Source organism: Tahibacter amnicola, from assembly GCF_025398735.1.
GTDB classification, from domain to species: Bacteria; Pseudomonadota; Gammaproteobacteria; order Xanthomonadales; family Rhodanobacteraceae; genus Tahibacter; species Tahibacter amnicola.
In genome coordinates, this window is sequence record NZ_CP104694.1 from 4,046,907 (window position 1) to 4,067,133 (window position 20,227).

At 65.1% G+C, this 20,227-nt stretch carries 14 protein-coding genes and 2 pseudogenes; 9 read left to right on the plus strand and 7 right to left on the minus strand.

Annotated features, from left to right (window positions below):
- Nucleotides 1-276: 276 nt before the first annotated feature.
- On the plus strand, nucleotides 277-2,034 hold the full coding sequence (locus tag N4264_RS15920) for an ABC transporter transmembrane domain-containing protein (RefSeq protein WP_261693223.1): 1,758 nt from the start codon (nucleotides 277-279) through the stop codon (nucleotides 2,032-2,034).
- Nucleotides 2,035-2,134: 100 nt separating this feature from the next.
- Here N4264_RS15920 and N4264_RS15925 read toward each other — a convergent pair whose 3' ends face one another.
- Entirely contained in the window at nucleotides 2,135-3,226 is a 1,092-nt protein-coding gene (locus N4264_RS15925; protein WP_261693224.1) for a hypothetical protein, read from the minus strand.
- 510 nt (nucleotides 3,227-3,736) lie between these two features.
- Here N4264_RS15925 and N4264_RS15930 point away from each other — a divergent pair.
- The 4 genes and pseudogenes from N4264_RS15930 (at nucleotide 3,737) to N4264_RS25885 (ending at nucleotide 8,083) form a co-directional block, all read left to right on the plus strand.
- Nucleotides 3,737-5,656 (plus strand): choice-of-anchor X domain-containing protein, encoded by a 1,920-nt coding sequence (locus N4264_RS15930; protein ID WP_261693225.1) that lies wholly within the window; start codon nucleotides 3,737-3,739, stop codon nucleotides 5,654-5,656.
- Between the two features lie 885 nt (nucleotides 5,657-6,541).
- Nucleotides 6,542-7,252: pseudogene (locus N4264_RS25875) on the plus strand (putative Ig domain-containing protein); the annotation flags it as partial.
- A gap of 45 nt (nucleotides 7,253-7,297) precedes the next feature.
- A pseudogene (locus tag N4264_RS25880) lies at nucleotides 7,298-7,642 on the plus strand (hypothetical protein); the annotation flags it as partial.
- Nucleotides 7,643-7,660: 18 nt separating this feature from the next.
- Nucleotides 7,661-8,083 (plus strand): DUF11 domain-containing protein, encoded by a 423-nt coding sequence (locus tag N4264_RS25885; RefSeq protein WP_425508349.1) that lies wholly within the window; start codon nucleotides 7,661-7,663, stop codon nucleotides 8,081-8,083.
- 109 nt (nucleotides 8,084-8,192) lie between these two features.
- Here N4264_RS25885 and N4264_RS15940 read toward each other — a convergent pair whose 3' ends face one another.
- Together N4264_RS15940 and N4264_RS15945 are read right to left on the minus strand one after the other, a co-directional pair.
- Nucleotides 8,193-8,549: a TFIIB-type zinc ribbon-containing protein gene (locus tag N4264_RS15940; protein WP_261693227.1), complete on the minus strand. Its 357-nt coding sequence runs from the start codon at nucleotides 8,547-8,549 to the stop codon at nucleotides 8,193-8,195.
- A 255-nt stretch (nucleotides 8,550-8,804) separates the two neighbouring features.
- On the minus strand, nucleotides 8,805-9,701 hold the full coding sequence (locus tag N4264_RS15945) for an NIPSNAP family protein (protein ID WP_261693228.1): 897 nt from the start codon (nucleotides 9,699-9,701) through the stop codon (nucleotides 8,805-8,807).
- A 435-nt stretch (nucleotides 9,702-10,136) separates the two neighbouring features.
- On the opposite strand from N4264_RS15945, the gene N4264_RS15950 reads away from it, so the two are divergent.
- Nucleotides 10,137-10,439: a hypothetical protein gene (locus N4264_RS15950; RefSeq protein WP_261693229.1), complete on the plus strand. Its 303-nt coding sequence runs from the start codon at nucleotides 10,137-10,139 to the stop codon at nucleotides 10,437-10,439.
- Nucleotides 10,440-10,614: 175 nt separating this feature from the next.
- Here the strand turns inward: N4264_RS15950 and N4264_RS15955 are convergent, their stop codons facing one another.
- The 4 genes from N4264_RS15955 to N4264_RS15970 all read right to left on the minus strand — a co-directional run bounded on the left by N4264_RS15955 (nucleotide 10,615) and on the right by N4264_RS15970 (nucleotide 14,643).
- Entirely contained in the window at nucleotides 10,615-12,054 is a 1,440-nt protein-coding gene (locus N4264_RS15955; RefSeq protein ID WP_261693230.1) for a serine hydrolase domain-containing protein, read from the minus strand.
- Nucleotides 12,055-12,268: 214 nt separating this feature from the next.
- Nucleotides 12,269-13,018 (minus strand): LytR/AlgR family response regulator transcription factor, encoded by a 750-nt coding sequence (locus N4264_RS15960; RefSeq protein WP_261693231.1) that lies wholly within the window; start codon nucleotides 13,016-13,018, stop codon nucleotides 12,269-12,271.
- The gene (locus N4264_RS15965) at nucleotides 13,015-14,109 is read right to left on the minus strand and encodes a sensor histidine kinase (RefSeq protein ID WP_261693232.1); all 1,095 of its coding nucleotides are present in this window, start codon (nucleotides 14,107-14,109) and stop codon (nucleotides 13,015-13,017) included. Before N4264_RS15965 ends, N4264_RS15960 begins: the two co-directional genes overlap by 4 nt.
- A gap of 18 nt (nucleotides 14,110-14,127) precedes the next feature.
- Nucleotides 14,128-14,643 (minus strand): Cif family virulence factor, encoded by a 516-nt coding sequence (locus N4264_RS15970; protein WP_261693233.1) that lies wholly within the window; start codon nucleotides 14,641-14,643, stop codon nucleotides 14,128-14,130.
- Nucleotides 14,644-14,895: 252 nt separating this feature from the next.
- On the opposite strand from N4264_RS15970, the gene N4264_RS15975 reads away from it, so the two are divergent.
- From N4264_RS15975 to N4264_RS15985, 3 genes are all read left to right on the plus strand, one after another.
- Nucleotides 14,896-17,007, plus strand: coding sequence for a TonB-dependent receptor (locus N4264_RS15975; protein ID WP_261693234.1), 2,112 nt, complete (start codon nucleotides 14,896-14,898; stop codon nucleotides 17,005-17,007).
- Between the two features lie 574 nt (nucleotides 17,008-17,581).
- Entirely contained in the window at nucleotides 17,582-18,199 is a 618-nt protein-coding gene (locus tag N4264_RS15980) for a hypothetical protein (protein WP_261693235.1), read from the plus strand.
- Between the two features lie 73 nt (nucleotides 18,200-18,272).
- On the plus strand, nucleotides 18,273-20,225 hold the full coding sequence (locus N4264_RS15985; protein ID WP_261693236.1) for a hypothetical protein: 1,953 nt from the start codon (nucleotides 18,273-18,275) through the stop codon (nucleotides 20,223-20,225).
- Nucleotides 20,226-20,227 lie beyond the last annotated feature (2 nt).

Here is a 20,227-nt window from a genome sequence, read left to right on the forward strand (position 1 = left end):
CTTACCGTCCGGAACACGAGCAGGGATGGGAGCGTGCCCGCACGATAATTTCTCCGACCGGGCTGGCCCGTTCCGGTCGATCGCAGGCCGATATCGCCTTCCGCGCTATGCGACGGGAAGCGATCAGCCTGGGAACGGGGTAATCAACGCGGCTGCCGCCGCTGCGTTGACAGCGAAAATGACGAAAATGCGAAATTTCCTGTGAAGCATTCTGCGTAAGCCAAATTGGCCAGACGAAGCGTCAACCATCTTGTTAACAAATGCGTTTTCCCCGCCATGTCCGAATCCCAGTCAGCCGCACCCATTGGTAGTCTCCGCACACTGTGGCCGTTTCTGCGCAAGCACCCCGGCCTTCTGGCCGGCTGGCTGATCGCCCTTGCCTGCGCCAACCTGGCCACACTAGGTATGCCGGTCACGTTTCGCGTCATGATCGACCAGGGCTTCGCCCAGGGCGGCGGCGAGGCCATCAACCAGACATTCCTGATGGTCCTGGCCGTCACCGGGACGCTGGCCTTGACCAGCTCGGCGCACTACTACTTCATCTCCATGCTGGGCGAGCGTGTCGTGGCAGACCTGCGCGAACGCCTCTACGCGCACCTGATCGGAATGGACGCCGCGTTCCACGACCGCAACCGCAGCGGCGACCTGGTATCGCGACTGATTGCCGACTCCGAGCTGCTGCGTGTGGTCATCGGATTGACCATGTCCAGTGCCTTGCGCGGCTCGTTGACGGTGCTGGGAAGCTTCGTGATGCTCTTCGTGACGAGCCCGCGCCTCGCTGCCTATGCCCTGCTGGGCATCCCGCTGACGGTCATCCCCATCGTCCTGAGCGGAGAGCGACTGGCGCAGGTGTCGCGTTCCACCCAGGACCGCATCGCCGATACGAACACACTCGCGGCCGAAACCCTGGGGGCTGTGCGGACGGTCCAGGCGCATTCGCGCGAGCCGTTTGAACGTGGCCGCTTTGTCGAGGCGCTCACGACGGCCATCTTCTCGGCCCGGCATCGCATCCGTCTGCAAGCAGTCGTCATGTTCCTGGGGATCAGCCTGATCTTCAGTGCGTTCACTATCGTGCTGTGGGTGGGCGCACACGATGTCGTGGCGGGACGCATGACCGGCGGAACGCTTGGCCAGTTCCTCTTCTACGCCGTCATCGGCGGCAGCTCTGTCGGATCGCTCGCCGAAGTCTGGAATGAAGTGCAGCGCGCGGCCGGCGGCATGGGACGCATCAGCGAACTGCTGGCCGAATCGCCCGCCATCAGAGCGCCGGCACACCCCACGGCGCTGCCCGCCCCTGTGCGCGGCGCACTCAATTTCGACAAGGTCACCTTCCATTATCCGCAGAACCCGGAACAGGCCGCCCTGTCTGATTTCACCCTGCACGTCCGTCCCGGCGAGACGGTCGCATTGGTCGGCCCTTCTGGCGCCGGCAAGAGCACGCTGTTCTCGCTGCTGCTGCGCTTCCACGACCCGACCTGCGGCACCGTCAGCATCGACGGCGTCGACATCCGCGCGCTCGATCCCCGGGCGCTGCGCGAGGCTATCGGCCTGGTTCCGCAGCAACCGACGATCTTCGCCGCCAGTGCGAAAGTGAACGTCCTCTACGGCCGGCTCGATGCCACCGACGCCGACGTGCACCAGGCGCTCGGTGCCGCGCACGCGGTCGAGTTTATCGACGCGTTGCCGAAGGGCCTGGATACGGAACTGGGTGAACGCGGCGCGCGACTGTCCGGCGGGCAGCAGCAGCGTATCGCGATCGCGCGCGCGTTGCTCAAGAATGCGCCCATCCTCTTGCTCGACGAAGCCACCAGCGCGCTCGATGCGCAGAGCGAACACGCCGTGCAGCAGGCGCTGGAGACGCTGATGCGCGGCCGGACGACACTGGTCATCGCTCATCGGCTCGCCACGGTCCTGAAGGCCGACCGCATCGTCGTCATGGATCACGGGCGCATCGTAGCGGAAGGCACGCACGCGCAGCTGCTGGCCGAGGGCGGACTCTACGCGGAACTGGCCAGACTGCAGTTCCTGGATTGATGCGGACCAGCAGCCGCATCGCCATCAGCAGCGGGAATCGATGGCGATGCGTTTTCTCAAGCCGGTGCGTCGGGATCCGGTGATCCCGACGCACGTGCCGTCACTTCGCCACCGTCACCCCGATGTTCTCGGCCGAACCACCCGACGGGACGTACACGCCCTGGATCTGCGACAGATCCACCACGCCTTCGATGGTCTTGCCGATACGCGAACGACCGTCGTCGCCGCCGAGCACGACATAGGCTGTCTGGATGGCCGTATCGACAATGAGCGCGTCGGCACGGCCGTCCTGGTTGAAATCAGCGGTGATCGACTGCGTTTCGCCCGCACCCGGTGCGAATCCGAGGTCCACCAGCGCCGGGTGTTCTGTCATCCTGGCCTTGGCACCACCCGTTAACACGGGGATGTGCAGGAAAGCCGTCGTGGTGCCACCAGCGCCCCAGCAGACAAAGACCTCGGTGGTCGTGTGATTGTATCCACGCATCCACGAACCGCTCGTCGGACCGACATTGCAGCCCGTGGCATAGGTGGACGACCAGCTAACGGTGACCACGCCAGGCGCGTGCAGGGCCGCCGGAAGTGCGGTCGCAAACACACGTGGTGCGGGCGGCGTCACTGTCAGCGTCGCGGTCTTTGAAGTCTTGTAGCTGCCGCGCACGCACGTCACGGTCACCGTCTGGTTGCTGGTCGGCTTGGTGACGGCGCTGCCGGAGGTACCGCTGACCGCAATGCCGCCGGTCGCGGAACAGCTGGTGGCGTATTTCGACGTCCAGGTAAAAGTCGAGGACTGGCCCAGCGTGATGCTGGCCGGCGAAAAGGCGATATTGACCACCGGCGCCGTATCCGCCGGCATCACCGTGACAACCGGTTCGGCGACGTCATAGGCGCCACCTTCTTCGCTGCACAGCACGCGTGCGGTCGTCGTCTGCGACGGACGCACCACGATGGAGCCGGTTTCGCCGCCGAACTGCAGCCCGCCGGGCAGGCCGGTGATACGGCAGCCGGTGATATCACCGCCGCGCGCCGTCCACGACAGCGTGGTGGACTGACCGGCCGCAATCGCACTGGGCGAGAAACGCGCCGACACGACGACGTTGACGGGGGTACCACCGCCCGACTCGGTCGCGGCCAGGGCGTGGGTCGACAGCAGCACGGCGGCTGCCAGTCCATTCATTACAACAATCGATTTCATAGGCTCAGGGATTCCAGATAGTGGATGACACCCGAGGCAGTCAGACACCAGGCAATACACCGCCACGCCAGCCGGGACCGGCGAGTCGGACCGCTTCGGGGTTGACACGACACGCCGCCGTGACCGGCAGCATGGATACTTCGGCAGACCTCCTTTTCCGCAGTGCGGCGATCGGATTGGCAACCCTTGCAGCTGCCTGTACTCCACGGCAGCGTTGTCCGTGTGATGCGCGGCTGCCGCTTCGGTTTGCACCTCGCGGGCCGGATTCACGAAACGGCTCTCACAGGCAGTGCTGCCGTTGCGGCAGTGCACAAAGGGAATGCCCCGGACTGCCAGAACTGCTAGTCGTGCCGGCACGACCAGCGAAGGCCGCAAAGTCCATTGCTTTCACAATGGACATCTGTATAACTGGCAGTTCGGTCCCGTATTCAAGGGATCCAGACACGGGGCTGAACCGCACGAACCATTCATCACTCACTGAAAGTCCGGCCGTTCCTGGGAGGGAATGCTGTGAAAACCGATCGCCTGACGTCGTCCATTCTTTTCTGCCTCGCCCTTGCCGCGCCGCTGGCGCAGGCCGCACCGGTACCCAAGCAGCTCGCGGGACCGCCTTCCGATTTCTCCACGTTGCGGGCGCCTGATCCTTCGGCCTCACCGATCTTCTCCAAGAGCGCCCTGGTACCCGTCGTATTCACGCGTGGCAAACAGGGGCAGTCCACGTTCCAGGTAACGCTGCCTGCCGCCAACGGCCGGCTGCGTTTCATCGCGTTTGCAGGAAACGAGGCCTGGCGCCTGGCGTTGACATCGCCATCGGGACGACGCGCACCGCCCGCCGATTTCGCCGCGACCATTCGCGAGGCGGATTTCGGCATGGAACTGGCCACGCACCGCGGCAGCTACTACGCCTTCGAAACATCGGAGAAGGGCGACTGGACCCTGACCGTCGACGCTGACGCTGGCGCGCGTGACGGGTACCTTCTGCTGGAAGGTGATCCATCCACTGAACTGGCCTCCTACCAGACGCACCGTCGCCAGACGGTCGGCTCGCGTATCGCAATCGTGGCGGCGCTGGCCACCGGCATGAAGCCGGTTGCAGGTCCGCTGGGCGGCCGACTGGATACCGCGCAGCTGCGCGTGACAACCCCCGCCGGTATCGTCCGGACCTACCCCATGGCAGACGATGGCGCGCACGATGACGGCGCCGCCGGGGATGGCCTGTTCGGCGCCGAGTTCCCGGCCGAGATGGCTGGTTCCTACATTGCCCAGGTGATTGGCCACGGCAAAGATGCCGGGGGCTCTTCTGTGCTACGCACCGCGGAGCACATCGTTGCAGTTGTGGAACCCAGCCTGCGCCTGGGCGACGTGCTCCAGGCGCGGGGCGAAACCAGCAAGGGCACACGGCTGGCTATCACCTTGCCGGTCGCCGCCGCACGCGCCGAACAGCACTACCGGGCTTATGCAGAAGTCTGGGGTACCGACGCACGCGGCAAACCGGTCGCGGTCGCGTGGGTCGGCGGCATGGTGACGCCAGCCAATGGCCAGCTCAGCCTGGGATTCGATACGCGTTGGATCAGCCGCTCCGGTGCCAAGGCGCCCTTTGAACTGCGTTCGCTGCGCATCGAAGATCCCGACCACTTCATCACGCTGGCAGGGGCTGCACGCGTACCGCTCACTTTGCCGACGATGCGCAACAGCGACGCGCCGGCCGGCGAGATCGATGAGCTGATGACGATGGGTCCGCGACCGGCATTGAGCGGCGATTCGCGCGGCGTCGGATCGCGTCTGCTGCTGGTCCATGGCTACTGTTCCGGTGGGGTGTGGCCGGCCTCTCACTTCACCAGCGCGTCGACTTTCCTCGACGCCAACCAGAGCCGCTCGCACGACCAGTTCGCGCGCCTGATCCAGAGTTTCGGCAGCACCTGGAACTCCTTCGGAACAGTCAACCACAGCCAGGGCGGCGCCGCGTCACTGCATCTGTATACCTACTACTGGAGCGGCCTGGACAACGCGACCGGCAGCCGCCTGATCCAGTCTGTCGGCACCCCCTACAAGGGCACCAATATCGCCGGCATCCTGGCGACGCTGGGTTCCTGGTTCGGTGTCGGTTGCGGCTCCAACGACAATCTCACCTACAGCGGCGCCAGCGCCTGGCTGGCGGGCATCCCGACTACCCGCCGCGCGAAAGTGAACTACTACACCACTGCCTTCCGCACCACCAACTGGTGGACGAACGACTACTGCAATGTCGCCACCGACCTCGTACTGAATGACCCCGAGGACGGCACCACGGAGCAGACCAACGGCCAGCTCAGCGGTGCGGTCAACCGCGGACACACCACCGGCCAATGCCACACCACCGGCATGCGCGATCCGGCGCAGTACCAGGACGCCTCCCGCAACGCAACGATGAACGCCAACGCGGCGCGTTGAAGCGGCCTCCGCCGCGGCGACCTGGTCGCCGCGGCACTGCCTTCATCAAGACCCTGATACGCCGTACCATGGCGCCCTGCGCGCGCCCGGCCGAACCGGCCGCAGGGAGGCGTGCGCGCCACGAACCCAGCCACGCAAACGGGGTATGTCGTGTTGCTATCGCAGTGGATCTGTCGGCTCGCCTTGCCCGTGTCCGGGATTGCCGTCCTCCTTTCATCCGGCGGCGCGCACGCCCAGGTGTCGTTGACCACAATGGGGGTGCCGTATACGCAGAGTTTCGACACCCTGCCCGCCAGCGGCTCGGCCACCTGGACGAACAACTCGACCGTCCCCGGCTGGTTTCATGCCCGGACGGGCACCGGCACCACGATCGTGGCGAACGACGGTTCCAGCAATGCCGGCAACCTCTATAGCTACGGCACTGGCACGGCCACCGATCGCGCGCTGGGGGCACTCGGATCGGGCAACGCGGCCATCGGCAATCTGTTCTGGGGTGTGCGCCTGCAGAACAATACCGGCGCCACGATCACGGCGCTGGACGTGTCCTTCGTCGGCGAGCAATGGCGCAACAGCGCTGCCGCCGCCCAGACTGTTGCCTTCTCCTATCTGGTCGGCAGCCCGACTGTCACCGGCAGCCTGGCCGAGTTCCAGTCCGCGGGAACGGCCGTCGCCGCGCTGGACTTCCCGTCCCCGATCACCGGCGGCGCCGCCGGTGCGCTCAACGGCAATCTCGCGGCCAACCAGGTCACCGTCACCTCGACCATTTCGGGGCTGAGCATCCCCAACGGGACCGAGGTGATGCTGCGCTGGTCGGATCCGGACCACACCGGCGCGGATCACGGCCTGTCGATCGACAGTTTCGCGGTCACGCCGCAGGGCGTGACCCTGCCGAACCTCACGATCAACGACGTGAGCCTCAACGAAGGTAACACGGGCACGACGTCCTTCACCTTCACCGTTTCCCTGTCGGCGCCGGCCGGTCCGGGTGGCGTCACCTTCGATATCGGAACGGCTGACGATTCGGCCGTCGCGCCGGGCGACTACGCCACCAACTCGCTGACATCCCAGACCATCCCCTCGGGCAGTTCGACCTACTCCTTCACCGTCAACGTCAATGGCGACCCGGATGTCGAGACGAACGAAGCCTTCTTCGTCAACGTCAGCACTGTCACCGGCGCGAACGTCACCGACGGCCAGGGCGTGGGTACCGTCCAGAACGACGACGTGCCCGCGAGCGCAGATCTCGCCGTCACGGTGGTGGATTCCCCCGACCCGGTACTGGCGGGCAACAACCTGACGTACACGGTCACCGTGACCAACAATGGTCCCGACGCGGCCTCGACGGTCAGTCTCTCCGATACGTTGCCCGGCACCCTGACGTTTGTCTCGTTCACCGCACCCGGTGGCTGGTCCTGCACGACGCCGGCCGTCGGCGCCGGTGGCACCGTTTCCTGCTCGATCGCATCGCTGGGCGTCGGCAGCGCGGTGTTCACGCTGGTCGGCAATGTGCCCGCCGACACGCCGGCCGGCACCATCTTTTCGAATACGGCAACGGCCAGCTCGACGACCAGTGATCCGTCCACTGGCAATGAGAGCGGCACCGCCACGACCACTACGGCAGTCGGCGTCGATCTCGCCGTAACCGTGGCCGACGCGCCCGACCCGGTGGTCGCCGGCGCCACGGTCACCTATACGGTCACCGTCGCCAACGCAGGCCCAAGCACAGCGGCGAATGTCTCCTTGTCAGATACCTTGCCAGCCGGCACGACCTTCGTGTCACTGACAGCCCCCGGCGGCTGGTCCTGCACGACGCCGGCCGTCGGCGCCACCGGCACCATCAGCTGCTCGATCGCGGCATTGCCGGCCGGTAGTGCACCGTTCACACTGGCGGCGAACGTCGACGCCGGCGTTGCTGCGGGCACGGTGCTTTCCAACACGGCCACGGGTATCACCTCGACGACCGATACCAACCCGGGCAACGAGTCGGGAACGGCAACGACGACCGTGACCACCTCGGCCGACCTCAGCGTCACCAACAGCCCGTCGACCAGCAACGCGATCAACGGGCAGCCGATCACCTACACCATCACGGTGACCAACGCCGGCACCAGCAATGCGGCCAATGTCACTTTGTCCAATCCGATACCCAGCGGCACGACCTTCACCTCACTCAGTTCGCCGGGTGGCTGGAGCTGCACGACGCCGGCTGCCGGCGCCACTGGCACCGTTTCCTGCACCCTGGCATCGCTGGCGCCGGGCATGGCGGTCTTCTCGCTCACGGTCACCGTCGACAACGGCTTGCCCCCCTCGACCATCGTGGACGTCGCTACCGTGACGTCGACCACCACCGACCCGAATACCGGCAACGAGTCAGCCACCGCCATGACCAGTACGCCGGTCTCGCTACAGTCGTTTGAAGTTGACTGAAAAACAGAAAGCGGGCGGGAGTGAATCCCGCCCGCTTCCAGCGGCCCTGTTCCCCCATGGGAAGGGGTTAGCAGGCCTCGTCCGGGAACCGGCGCGTCGCCGGCGCGTATCAGTCGAAATCGAAGATGTCGCCCAGCCACGACTTGCGGCGATGCTTGTCGTACCCATGCCCGTGGCGATGGTGGTCGTCATCATGGTGGCGATGGCCGCGGTGATGGTCGTCGCCATGGGAGCGGTACTGGCGCTCACGGTCATCATCACGGTGGCGGTAGTCGTCACGCCGCTCCGGCGGCGGTGGGGGCGGCGCGCTGCGCTGCGGCTCCTGCTGTGCCGCGGCGCGCTCGATAAGCCGGTCCAGTTCACCGCGATCCAGCCACACGCCGCGACATTGCGGGCAGTAGTCGATCTCGATCCCCTGGCGCTCGGTGATGTTCAGGTTGATCTCTTTGCAGACGGGGCACTTCATGGTGTCGCACTCCACACGGATGACAGGCGGGGACGTTCGAGGAGGCATCCTCTCCCCGTGCGACCTGCGTCCCACGGGGCGTCGTCAATCCGGCGCAGCCGAGCCTGCACCCACAGACTGACTGCACCGCGATCGACGACTATACCGCAGGCCCTGGCGAAGACAGCGCGAACGCGCGACTGCTGCGCCCGCCACTGCGACACACCGCCGCACCCTGCCCTGCGTCACTGGCATTGCGCGACGCTGCGCGCGGACTCACCCGTGCAGCAGCGAGCGCGTTGTCGGCACCAGGCGCAGAACTTCCAGGTCCGCCCGCAACCGGCGGCGCAGGTCGGGCAGGATTTCGCGCTGCCACCGCGCCGAGCCCTCAAGCCGTGCCAGATGCGTCTCGTAGTCCACCATGCTGTCATAGGTGGCAAACCACACGAACACCCATTCCCCCGCCCGGACCGGCAGCGCGGGAAAGGTATTTTCCGACGCCTCCGTCACCAGACGCGCCACGACACACGCCCCCTGCCGCTCCAGCTCCGGCAGTACGGATTGCGCCAACAGTGTCTTGAACGCCTCGTCGGGTGCTGCATCCAGGTAGGCGATCGTTGCTACCACCAGGCCCGGCGGCGAGGTACCGGCGTCCGGTGGCAAGCGGCTGCGACCGGACTCCTGGAAACCACTGCCGCTGTCGGCCGGCTTGAGCAACAGCACGTTGTCCGAATCGATCATCGTCGCGTTCGCCGCCGAGCGATGTGCCTTCCACGTCGGGCCGCTGTAGAAGGCGTTCAGGGCACGCGCCCGCGACGGCATGTCGGCAAATCCGCGCAGCCACACGAAGCGGTCGGGCCGGTCCAGGTCGCGGAACTGGCCGATCAGGCGCATGCCTTCGGCTTCCTGCGTTTCCACGAAATGGCGCTCGAACAGCGCGATCAACGTGTCGCGCTGGCCGGGATGCAGCGTGTACTGGCGCAGTTCGATGACGCCGCAGCAGCGTGCGGGGGCCGGCCGGTCGAGTCCCGCTACGTCGGCGGCAGCGCGGGACAGGCCCGCCGACGCCGACACACCCGAGCCGGCCACCGCCAAGCCCATGCCGGCGAGCAGAAACTCACGTCTGTCACTGCGAAAGGAAGCCACGGGGATCTGCGGCGACGTCACTGTCATGGGCGTTTCCTCTGGTAGGGAACCGTGTTCCCGGAAACGTGGACGCTAGCAGCCAAACAGGTCAGATTCCGCCCGCATTGATGCAAGGGTCCGCAACCTGCCGGACTGCCCTCCCCTTGCGCTGGCCGATATCTGGCGGCGCGATGCAACCGAAACCCCCTGCAAGCAGCACAAAGGGCGCCAGGCAACAATCCCCCGGCCAACCAAGGAACGCGTTCATGACAAAAGGGTTCTGCACTTTCCGAACAGCCGCTGCGCTCGTGCTGAGCGTGGCTGGCGCCGTCGCCCACGCCGAGGTAACACCCTGCGTAGCGAGACGACTACAGCGCCGTACCACCGAAATACAACGTCGACTTCCCTACGGACATCCAACCGATCCTGGATGTCGCCTGCGCCGGCTGCCACACCGGCGGCGGTACCTCGGGCGGCTTGAGCATGGATCCGGAGGTCTCCTTTGCCAATCTCGTCAACGTGGCGGCCAACAACGGCGCAGCCAACATGCCGCGCATCACACCGTCAAACCCGAACGCCAGCTTCCTCTTCAAGAAGGTCAACTGCACCAATCTCAACTCGATTGCCGGAACCCCCTACGGCCGTCGCATGCCACGTTCGGGCCCGCCCTACCTGAGTGTCGCCGAGCAGGCGCTGATCCTGGACTGGATCCAGCAGGGTGCCCGCGCCACGCGCGATCCGGACCGCGTCTTCGGTAACGGATACGACGGTAGAGGCGGCCTGTAATGCCCACCTGCGACAAGCGGCCACAGGCGACATCCCTGTGAAAACGCTACGCTTTTGATGGCGCTACGTATCGCAGCTCCCTGCGAGCCAGCTGTCGATAGGTAATTTTCCCGGTCCGGCGCGCGGCGCGGCGGACCGGGCTTTTTCAGCCGGCACTCTCACGGGCCGCACAGTCCTAGCGCGAACGGCGCTGATAGTAGGCCACTGCGGATTCTCCCCGTCTCACCGTCACACCGCGAACCGCACCGCGCCCGTCGCGGTGAAATTCGTAGCGCGTGCCAAACACGGTCGGCGCAAAGAAGCGCGACGGCGCCAGGGCGAGCAGAATGCCAGTTTCCTCTGGCGTCGTGACCGTCAATCCATCCTTTTCCTGTCGAAAGGTCAGTTGCGGAAAATTGAAGACATCGGTCAGCTCCCGCCGCAGGTCATTCGGCGTGTTCGTCGCCAGCACGTAGGTTCCCGCGAAGCCGGCGGATGCGTCCGGATCATCATCCAGCGTGTGCAACACCGGATTTACGCCCAACCCGATGGCGTCACTGAGCGCGTTGCGAATCTCGCCGCGCAGCAATTGCCCATTATCGCCGTTGGTCAGAATGACGAAGCCGTCGCCGGTCTCGAGGTAGCCCTCCATCCAGGCGTGATAGCCGACGTTCGAACCGCCGTGGTGAAAGATCCGGCGCGTGCCATCGCCGTCCAGACGCGGCCCGAGGCCATGCCAGCTGGGTGCAACCTCTGACATCATGTCCACCGCCAGTGCCTGCGGCAGAAATCCGCTATCGCTGCGATAGCTGGCCATCAGCGCGGCGGTGAGGCGCCCCAGGTCGTGCGCACTGGTCCACAACCCCTGGGCGCCTTCCTGCGGCAGCGACGGCCATCCCCGCGGGCCGAACAGCCCTTCGCCCATCTTTCCGTGTGCCTTGGCCACGCGTTCGGCCCACTCGTCCGGTGGCGTGGAAAAGCGCGAGTGCACCATTCCCAGTGGTTCGAAAATCCGCGCCCGGGCCGCGGCGTCGAGCGTCTTCCGGGTTTGATCCTCCACCACCATCTGCGCAACCACGATGCCCCCGCCCGAGTAGTCACCCAGGATGCCTGCATCGCGCCGCCGACGAACCGGCTCGGTGCGCGCCGGCGGCAGGCCTTCCAGCGTCTGCAGCAGCGTCGGCAGTGTCTCACCGGCCTGGTAGTCCGGGAATCCGTGCACCGTCAATCCTGACGTGTGCGACAGCAACATGCGCAGGCTGATCGGCGCATTGCGCAAGCCGCGCTGGTTCGGCACCTGCCACTGCGTGAGGTAGGTGTTGACGTCGCGGTCCAGTTGCAGCTGACCGGCGGCCACCATCTGCAGCACGGTCGAGGCAAGCGCCACCTTGCTGACCGAGCCGACATTGAAGACGGTTTCGCCGGTCACGATCGCCGTGCTGCTGCCAGCCTCCCGCACGCCAAACCCGCGTGCTTCCACCACCCCGCCATCGCGCACGATCGCAATCGCCACGCCCGGTACATGGTGAAAGGCCATGCGTTCCGACAGCGACCAGCGCGGCACCGCTTCGCCTGGTCGCGTGAACGAGGGCCGCAGCCCGTGATCCAGCGCGCTCCAGAGCGGCGACTGGATCACCGCACGCTCCGTACCAGGTGCTGCTCCCTCCGATTGCGCACTGGCCAATCCCGACGCCATGACCAATGACAGCAATGCCACCGAAGACACACTTGCCGCTTTCCCCACTTTCATACTTTTACGCTTCCCGATGAAGGAAGCTGCACTATAGGATTCGCCAGGATGCTGCGATGGCGCGTGCGACCAACCGTGTGTGGCGCGCTTCGTGCCGTGATCAGCCGGTAATCGTGCCGCTCTGACGCAGGCTGTCCATCAGCGCATCGATATAGGTCCGGCTGGCGCGTACCGGTGTGCCGTCCCGCAGGCGCAGCATCGCGTCGCGATTGACCAGTGGCTGCAGCTCGCAGACGCAATCGACCCGTACGATGATCGAACGGTGCACGCGCACGAAGCGCGCCGGGTCGAGCCGTTCGGCGAGACGGTGCAGGGGTTCGCGCAGCAGATGGGCACGGTCACCGACATGGAGACGGACATAGTCCCCGTCGGATTCGATCCATTCCACATCCGCCGCATCGACGAAGGTGACACGGCGCCCGACGCGAATCTCGAAGCGCACGCTACCGGCCGATACCGCTGGCGTACCCACGGGCGCCAACGCCGGATGGCCGCGCCAGCGTCGCACGCGATCCAGTGCCTCGTTGAAACGACGGTCGTCGATCGGCTTGAGCAGATAGTCCACGGCGTTGAGCTCAAAGGCGCGCACGCCAAAGCTGTCGAACGCAGTCAGCAGGATGGCCAGCGGCCGACGCGCCGGTGGCAGGCGCGCCAGCAAGGTCAGGCCATTCATGCGCGGCATCTGCACGTCGATAAACGCCACGTCCGGTGGCGAGGCCAGGAACGCCTCGTAGGCCGAATAGCCATCCGCGTACTCACCGGCCAGCGTGACATCGCCGTGCTCCGCCAGGCGCGCGATCACCGCGCGCCGTGCCAGGGGTTCATCGTCGACCACGGCGACCTGCATCATGCGGGCGTTCCCTCGAGCGTGGTGCCCACATCGAAACGCAGCGGCATGGCCATCCGCACTTCGTATCGGCCGTCATCCGACAGGCCCGCAGAGAATGAATGCGACGTCGGATGCAGCTGGATCAGGCGCTCCCGCACGTTGCGCAGCCCCACCGCGTCATCGCGCACGAAGCTGTCGTCGCCCGCGTGATCGGCGACGTCATTGCTGACACGGATCAACAGCTCCTGGCCATCGCGGTTCACGTGGATATCGAGCGTCCCTGGCGCGGTACGACGCGAAATTCCATGCCGAACGGCGTTCTCCACGAGCGGCTGCAACAGCAACGCCGGCACACGAGCGCCCATGAGATTCGCTCCCACATGCCAGCGGTACTGCAGGCGCTCACCTAGCCGCGCCCGCTCGATGTCCAGGTAGGCCTCGGTCAGGGCGATTTCCTCGGCGAGCGGAATCTCGTGCGTCTGCGGGCTGTCGAGCAGGGCGCGCAGGTAATCGGCCAGGCGCGCCAGCATGCCGCGCGCCTCGCGCCTGCGGCCTTCGTCGACCAGCGCGGAAATGGCGTTGAGCGTGTTGAACAGGAAATGCGGCTGGATCTGGTAACGCAGGGCGCGCAGCTGCGCATCGCGCGCCAATGCCGACCATTGTAATCGCCGCGCCTGCTCCACGCGCAGGGCGTCGTAGTGACGCACTACCGCATGGATAGCACTGAATGCCACCAGGGCCAGCCAGATGCTCTCGACGCCCAGCAGGCTGCGTGACCAGCTGACCGATTCCAGCGCGCGCCAGCCCAGTGCCACGGAACCAAATACCATGGCCACGCAGGTAATCACCGATGCGATATAGGTCGCCGCCAGCATCACCGCACCGGTTTTCCAGCCGGCCATGCCGCGCCGCCACAGCTGTCGCTGCAGAACGGTCAATGGAAAGGCCCAGGCCACGTAGGCCAGGACATAGCCCATGCGATACAGCGCCGCCGAACCCTTGCCGATCACCGGCAAGGCCATCACCAACAGGCACAGCACCACCGGCAGCCCCGCCAGTACGGGCAACCAATAGGACGATTCGTCGTCAACCGCGTCGGAAACCGGATTCATCGTATCCATTGTGCCCGATCAGCTGCCCGCAGGCCCCGCCGGCAGCTGGGTCGACCAGATGACCGCGATGATCCGCCAGCCGGCATCCGTGTGAACCAGTTGCCAGGCCTCGCGGCCACGATTGATCTCCACTCCGTCGCGCTGGAAGCTGAAATCAAACGTCACTGACGCGATATCGCCGTCGGTATCGATGCGGACGTCGCGGAAGACTTCGTCGATCCTGGCCGGACTCTCCACGATCTTGTCGATAAACGACTGCGGTGAATTACCCGGATTGAGCGCCAGTTTCGCCGCTCCCGGCTGCGTCTGCCGCACATGGCGCAGGCTGTCATCGCCGCGGACCGACTGCCATACGACAGTACCCGGCGCGAACAGGGCCAGAAAACGCGCCTTGTCCTTTTGCTGGATCGACGCGCGAAACGCCTCGATCACTGGCCGGATTCCCTCCTCCGTACGCGCGTTCTCGACAACCACGGGGCCCTTGATGGGCGCCGTGGCCAATCCAAGAACCGCAAGGAAAGTAATCGTGTTCATGGGGAGCGCCGAGCCGGAATGGCCCATTGGACCGCAGCCTCGCTGCCCGGAGCGCACAAGACCGCGACGGAACGACAGGACGTCACCGCGATGCGATGAGTCGTGAACCCGCAGGCCGGCAGATCGACGCTCGCTTGACCTGCGTCAGATCGGTCCAGGCCGCCCATCCGTAATCTGCCGCCGCCTACAAACACAAATCATTCTCATTTAGGGACTGGCTGCTCCAGCCCACCGATCATGGGATCACGCCGCATGTCTAAACGCCTCCTGCCGGTCCGCCGGGCCGCGCTGTCGCTCGCCATTGCCCTGTATGGAACGAGCCTTTCCGCCCTCGCCCAACCCGCGCTCGACGCTGCCACGACCTTGGATGAGGTCACCGTCCTGGGCATTCCGCCCTCGTACGGGGCCCCGGTCACCGCCACGGCCACCAAGACCGAAACGCCGGTGCAGGACGTCCCGCAGGCCGTCGCCATCGTCACCGAAGAGCTGATCGACGACCAGGCCATGAAAGGCATGGCCGATGTGGTGCGCTACGTGCCCGGCGTACAGATGGCGCAGGGCGAAGGACACCGCGATGCGCCAATCCTGCGCGGCAGCGCCAGCACCGCCGACTTCTTCGTCAACGGCGTTCGCGACGACGTGCAGTATTTCCGCGATCTCTACAACATCGAGCGGGTGGACGTCCTCAAGGGCCCCAGCGGCGTGATCTTCGGACGCGGCAACTCCGGCGGCCTGATCAACCGCATCACCAAGCAAGCCGATGGCACGGGCCGGCGCGAGCTGACGCTCACGCTGGGCGACCGGGACAACCGTCGCATGACCTTCGACCACGACCAGTCCCTGGGCGACGCCGCCGCCTTCCGCATCACCGGCCTCTACGAGAATTCGGAAAGCTACCGGGCTTTCAACCAGGTCGACCGCCGGGCGATCAACCCGACGGCGACCTTTGATGTCTCCGACCGTACCGCCGTTGCCGCCGGCTACGAGCACTTCGAGGACGAGCGCGTGGTGGACCGTGGCGTTCCCTCGTTGCACGGAAAGCCGCTGCGCACGGGTGCTTCCACCTACTTCGGCAAGCCAGACAGCAGCCATGCCACGACGCGCGTCGACGCGGTAACGACCACCGTCACTCACCAGCTGGGCAACGGCGCCAGGCTGGTCAACCAGACCCGCTATGCCGACTACGCGAAGTTCTACCAGAACCTCGTGCCCGGCGCAGTCAACACCACGACAAACCAGGTGGCGATCTCGGGCTATAGCAACCGCACTGCACGCGACAACCTGTTGAACCAGACCGACCTGATGTTCACGGTGCAAACCGGCCCGGTCGAGCATCACCTGCTGGCCGGCGTGGAACTCAACCGGCAAGTCACCGACAACCACCGGCGCACCGCCTATTTTCCGAATGCAGGTGCAAATGCGACTTCTGTATTTGTCGCACTGCCCGAAACGATCTACCAGGGCCCGGTCAAATTCCGCCAGAGCGCGAGCGACGCCGATAACCACAGCGTCGCAACGACCGCCGCCGTGTACCTGCAGGACCAGTTGACCATTTCGCCAAACTGGCAGGCGATTGTGGGCATGCGCCAGGATCGCTTCGCCGTGGATCTTTTCAATCGCCGCAATGGCAGCACGATCACCCGCACGGATCACCTGACCTCACCCCGCGCCGGGCTTATCTACAAGCCGGCAGAATCCGTGTCGCTGTACGCCAGCTATTCACTGGCCTACGTTCCCCGGGCCGGTGAGCAGCTGGCTTCGCTCACCCCGACCAATCGCACGCTCGATCCAGAGCAATTCGCCAATCGCGAGCTTGGCGCCAAGTGGGCCATCAGCGAACACCTCCTGACTACTGCCGCTGCGTATCAGCTGGATCGCACGAATGTGGCGGTAACTGATCCGAACCATCCCGGCCAGTTGATCCTTACCGACGGACAGCGCGTTCGCGGCCTGGAACTGTCCATCGCGGGCCACGTGACAGCAGCCTGGCAACTCATTGCGGGTTACGCGCACCAGGCAAGCCAGGTCCGCACGCCCGGCAACCAGAACGGCAATCAGCTCGGACAGGTTCCAGAGCACACATTTTCACTCTGGAACCGCTATGACATCTCTGAAAAATGGGGTTTGGGACTGGGCACGATCTACAGCGATCCAGTTTTTGTTGCCACCGATAACACGGTCAAACTGCCAGGCTTCGTCCGCTTCGATGCGGCGATCTACTGCACCCTCGACCCGCAGGTACGGTTGCAGGTGAATGTCGAAAACCTTTTCGACAGGCGCTACTACGCGTCCGCCCACAGCAACAACAACATCCTGCCGGGATCGCCACGCGCTATTCGCCTGGGCGCCACTTTTCGATTCTAGGGGAAGGTTGAACGTGCGGCGGGCTTCGCGCCTTCGGAGCCCGCTTGACGCTGGGTGAACACTGGAAAGCCTGCGCCTGGCAAAGCTTGCCAAATCTCAAATAGCGGACTCGGCAATTTCGGACGCAAGCGAGGGCAGCATCATCGGTTCCATCGCCAATGGAAGCTATGAAACTGCGACGTTTCATGCACGCTTGCCTTCCCACCGGGACAGACAGCCCGTCCTCTGCTGTAAAGCGCGTTCACAGCGATGAGAAACATCCTCTAACGAAATATTCCGGCAAGCCGTTTGTCGGACGGACAGCACAGATCACGTCTCAACAAAGTGTGCTAAGGCATTGTCTGCCTTCAAGTAGTGGTGCATGCCGCAAAATCCCCGCTCGGCCTGCCAGGAAAAGTGCCAGACATTTCTCAGTCTTACGGATGTTGACCTTCGTACGAGGGCGTCGGCATGATCGGTCCTATCGTCCAGCTCGGACGCTAGGGGCGAGCATATTCCACAAGGAACGAACCCCCCGATTTCCCGCCGTCGTTTCGCATCCATAGTAAGCAATCATTGTCCACGAGGTGGATTTATGCCTATTGCTGCACTTTTGCGTTGCCTTGGGCTTTTCTCGCTATCTGGCGCCGCCATCGCAGGAAACAATTTCTGCAATTCCAGCCAGGTTACCTTCAACGATAACGGCGTCGCCGACGTCTATCCCTCGGCCATCAACGTCGTGGGTGCACCTGGCAACATCACGACGCTCACCGTCACCATCAACTCGTTTTCCCACAGTTTCCCCGACGACGTCGGCTTCGTGCTGGTGGGCCCCGGTGGACAGGCCCTGCTGCTGCAAAGCGGCGCCGGCGACTCGGCTGGCGTGAGCGAACAGACCTACACCTTCGACGACGCGGCGGCCGCCACGCTGCCCGATCTGGCCGCCTGGTCCGGCGGCACCTACAAGCCCACCAATTTCTATCTCGCGAACGACAACTATCCCGCCCCCGGTCCGCTGACGACCTATTCCAACCCGGGCCCCGGCGGCGCTGGCACGGCAACGCTGGCCAGCGTCTTCGCCGGCACCTCTGCCAACGGCACATGGAATCTCTTCGCAGCCGATTTCGCCTCCGGCGACACCGGCGATTTCGCCGGCTGGTGCATCGCCTTCACCGGCGTGCCGGTCTCGCTGCAGAGCTTCAGCGTGGATTGAGCGGAACGTTTCGCCGGTAGCGCCAAGGGGCGACACCGGTGCAAGCACACTATTGATCGATCGGGAGATATCGATGCGCCCATCGCTAGTGATTTCGGCATTTTCCCTGGTACTCGTCTCATCGACCGGTGCGGCCAGGTCGCCGCAGGAAGCGGTCGCGGAGGTGATACCTGTCGTCCAGTCCAAGCGGACTACCGCTGCTGAACCGGTGCAGCGTCCGCCGCGTTTCCGGGGCGGGCCGACCTCCTTCACCAACAACACCGCCATCACGATCACCGACTGCCCGAACCCCTGCCCGGCTTCCGGCCAGGCGGCTTCGCTCTATCCTTCGCCGATCGCGGTATCCGGCCTGACCGGTGTCGTCGAGAACGTCTCCGTGACGATCAACGGCTACTCGCACGCCTTCCCCGCGGATACGGATTTCCTCCTCGTATCACCATCCGGCCGCAAGTCTGTTCTGATGTCGGACTTCGGCGCCGGTTCGCCGGGCGTCTCCAACATCAACATCACCATGGACGACTACGGCCCACGCCCGATTCCGTCCACCGTGACCGGCAACACCGGCGTACCCTTCGTCACCGGCACCTATCGTCCGGCGAACTCCGGTACCACCGACCAGTTCCCGGCGCCCGCGCCTGCGGCGCCGTACACGTATACCTTGTCGGCCTTCAACGGCGAGGATCCGAACGGCACCTGGAATCTCTACGTCATCGATGACGCCAATCTTGATGGTGGCTCGATCAGCGGCGGCTGGACGATCAGCTTTGACAACCGACCGACGCCGCCCGCTGCGGGCGACATCCTGATCACCGAGTTCCGCACGCGCGGTGCTGGCACCACACCGCCAGCCTCGGACGGCAGTGCCGACGAATTCATCGAGATCTACAACAACACCGACCAGAGCATCACCATCATCGACGCCATCCCGGGCGCCGACCCGACCAGCCCCACCGGCGCCGGCTGGCGCTTTGCCGGGGCCCAGGGCGCGACGGAAACCACCTTCCTGGTGCTACCGCAGACGCTTTCGACCGCCGGCCCCCTGGCGCTTCCGCCGCGCGGGCACTTCCTGATCTCGACCCAGCCGACCACACCCAGCCCCGCGGGAAATACCTACAGCCTCGCCACGTATCCGACCGGAACAGGCATCACCGCCAGCGGCTCGGCCAATGTCTCGCTCAACCCCGCCAGTGCGGCCGTCGGCTTCTTCCCGGACGATGTCGGCCTTGCCGTGTTCTCGACGGCGAATGCCTTGACGGCCAACCGTCTTGACTCCGTCGGCTACAGCTCGGTGACGAACGCGGACTACAAGGAAGGTACCGGCCTCGGCCCCGCCGCGGGTATCACGACCGCCGGCCAGCACAGCTGGGTACGCCGGCTCGCGGGCGGCGTGCCGCAGGATACCGGCAACAACCTCGCCGACTTCGTGCTGGTGGACACGACGGGCGGAACGCTCGACGGTGTCGCGGCGGTACTCGGCGCGCCGGGTCCGGAACGCGGTCCGACAATGACGGCCTACACGACGACCTCGGCGCCACTGGATCGCTTCACCACCATCCCGGCGGAACTGCTCGATCCCGGTGCCACGTCGATCTCGGCGCCGAACCTGGTCCGCGACATGACGCCGGTGACTAACGGGGCGCTCGGCACGGTGAAGATCCGTCGCAAGTTCACCAACAACACCGGCCTGCCGATCGTTGCGTTGCGCTACCGTGTGTACAAGATCCCGACCCGTACCGGCGGCACCGTGCCGGCGGGGCAGGCGGACCTGCGCGTACTCAACTCTCCGACCCAGACCATCACCCTGACCGACACCACCACGGTGACGGCGCAGGCCTTGACGCTGCAGACCCCGGCCGCTCAGGCCCTGGGTGGCGGTCTCAATTCCTCGCTCGCCGAGGGCGTCATCACGACGACTGCACCGCTGGCCAACGGCGCCAGCACCTACGTCGAGTTCAATCTCGGCGTCGAAACCGACGGCGCCTACCGCTTCCACGTGGTGGCCGAAGGGCTGACCGTTCCGCCGTGATC